2 protein-coding genes are annotated in these 2,712 nt (G+C 41.5%); both read right to left on the reverse strand.

Annotation, left to right across the window (positions count from 1 at the left end; genetic code table 11):
- Positions 1–325: 325 nt before the first annotated feature.
- Positions 326–1,744, reverse strand: coding sequence for a glucosyltransferase domain-containing protein (locus VSR74_RS23115; protein WP_347796826.1), 1,419 nt, complete (start codon positions 1,742–1,744; stop codon positions 326–328).
- Complete coding sequence (locus VSR74_RS23120; protein WP_347796827.1) at positions 1,741–2,661, reverse strand: glycosyltransferase family 2 protein; 921 nt, start codon at positions 2,659–2,661, stop codon at positions 1,741–1,743. The genes VSR74_RS23115 and VSR74_RS23120 overlap by 4 nt, the downstream gene beginning before the upstream one ends.
- Positions 2,662–2,712 lie beyond the last annotated feature (51 nt).

Raw genomic sequence — 2,712 nt, forward strand, 5'->3', positions numbered from 1 at the left:
GGCTGAATTTGCCACGGGCTGGCGAAACGGGGAATATGAAGAAAAACCAACGACATTACTAACTGAAGGTTGTATCTAATCCTGGGGGCAGGTCAATGGTGCTGAATCTAGTCTTGGAAAGTCCAACATAACAGGAGGGGGGATAAAAAGACAGTCAGCGACTAGCGGAAATGTATCAGCTGGTGACATTAAGAGCTCAATTGGGCTTTATGTTAACCCAGGCATAACGCTGTCAGCTGGTTCATCTGGAGTCACAGCGGCCAATCTATTTACAGGAATTAAATTCTAGATAACAGGCCGAGGCAGAATCCTCGGCCTGCCATATTTATTTTAATTTGATGTATGCATCATTATCTATCATGTAAATTGAATATGTTTCTTTATCAATTACAGGCAATCCAGCATCCTTTTCATATTTATCTACTGAAGATAAATTTTTATTTTCTTCACCATAGCCATGACTTACTTTTTTAACACCCAGCGATTTTAGCTGTAGCGCAGCCATCCACTCTGATGCTGGGCTTATAAGGTTTTTCACAAGTTCGTTGTTTTGCGCTGGTATTGATGCTCTTTGGGCTAGCTGTAAAACGCCAAGGAAATGTGTCTTCCCGCCAACATTGAGGCTGTGTAAGTCGTATTTAATTTCGTTAAACACTGATTTCTCGAAATTCCGCTGTTCAATTATTGCACGAGTTGTCGAAAAGCTAAGTGAGATTGGGATGATTAATGATAAAATCAAAAAGAACCTTGAAAATATTGATGGCTTTACAATCATCGGAGCGATGCATAGCGCTGCCATTATTGGTCCAAATCCAGAAAGAGTTCTTGGCATGATAGCAGGTGTTTTTAGCACAAGCAAAGGGCCAAATATTGAGCACAAGAAAATAGAAGATATTAATACAATATTAACTATTGACAATGCAATTGATCTCTTATCAATGTAAATCAAAGCAACCAATAAACATAATAACGGAACTACTAGCAAGGCCATAACTGTAGAGTTAACAAATACTACACTGAAACTCATGAAAGAAATCAGGTTACTTAATAGGATAAGAAAACCATCTTGATTGAGTGGTATTAACTCTGAACGTGATGATAATCCATCAATGAATAATTTTGTAATTATGAAATACACAACATAGCCAACGATAAATATGGCTGTCTTGTGCATTATATCATTTAGTGTGCTCTTGCTATTTTCTCTCTTAAGAATGGCTGTGAGTGCGACTAGACCAATGAAAATATTAGCGCAAGATTGATAAAGAGAAAGGCTGGCTACAAGTAAAATGACGCTTAAGACAATATCTTTACCTTTTTTGATATCCATCGCAGATGCCATGATTGAAAAAGACATAGCAAGAGACATAGGCAGAACATCATATTTAAATAAAATATTTTGAATGAAGAAAGGTTGAATTGAGATAGCGCATAATCCAACCGCTATCCAGATTGACTGAGTCCTATCTGTTCTCTGCCAATAAAAATAAATAGCGAAGGTTATAAATATAATGGAAATTATCGCAGGTAATGGACTCGTATCAACCAAAAGACTATCGCTAAGCGAAATAATCTTCATAACCCAGTCAGCAAGTGGGCGACCAAGCTCAGTCCACCCGTAACTTCCAGAGAAAGAACGCTCAAGGTCATCCCTATAATGAACATCTGCAATTATTACTGGAAGGAAGAATAATATATTCGCAGAAAGAATAACCAGTAAGGTATTTTTTTGTATTGTTTTCACTTTCTCACCTTTTTCAGAAGGTAGCGAGGTCGTCCTTTGCTCTCCATATAAATACGTCCTATGTACTCGCCCAGCACACCAATGCCAATTAACTGCACGCCACCAAGGAACAATATTGAGACCAGAAGGGACGGATAGCCACGAACTGCATTACCAAACGCTAGGGTGTCTACAATCATCCATGCACCGTACAGGAATGCAGCACCGGCAACGAACAAGCCAATGTAAGTCCACATGCGCAACGGGAAAGTAGAGAAGCTGGTAATCCCCTCAAGCGCCAGGTTCCACAACTTCCAGCCATTAAATTTCGTGCTTCCTGCGACGCGTTCTGCGCGTGCATACTCGACAACATCGGTGCGGCCGCCAACCCAACTCAGCACGCCTTTCATGAAAAGGTTGCGCTCTGGCATGAGCTTAATGTTCTCAACAACATCACGCGACATCAGGCGGAAGTCGCCAACGTTTTCTTCAATCTTTGGATTGCTGATCTTGTTGTGTAGCTTATAGAACCATTCAGCTGTCTTGCGCTTCAGTCTGCCATCAGTAGAGCGGTCAGAACGCTTGGCAAGAACCATATCAGCCCCGGCCTGCCATTTCTCTATCAGGTGTGGAATGACTTCGATCGGGTCTTGCAAATCTACGTCAATCGGGATAATTGCTTCACCGGTCGCGTGGTCAAGTCCGGCAAACAGCGCAGGCTCCTTACCAAAGTTACGGGTGAATGACAGAGGGATCACAAGAGGATCTGCAACAGCAAGCGCGTTTATGATTGATTCTGTTGCGTCTTTGCTGCCGTCATTGATGAAGACTATCTCGACTTCATGTTGCTCAAGGCCATCAAACTCCCGCACGGTTTTATAGAAGATTGGAATGGCTTCCTCTTCATTGAAGACCGGAACGACCAGAGAAATTTTCATTTCGCTTCCCTAAAGACAATGAACTTAGAATAGAAAAAGCCACACACAAGG

The sequence above is a fragment of the Pseudocitrobacter cyperus genome, from assembly GCF_039889165.1.
In the GTDB taxonomy this organism is placed as follows: domain Bacteria; phylum Pseudomonadota; class Gammaproteobacteria; order Enterobacterales; family Enterobacteriaceae; genus Pseudocitrobacter; species Pseudocitrobacter cyperus.

Coding starts and splice junctions, on each gene's coding strand:
- VSR74_RS23120 (WP_347796827.1), bottom strand. CDS start 2,661: ATGAAAATTTCTCTGGTCGTTCCGGTCTTCAATGAAGAGGAAGCCATT.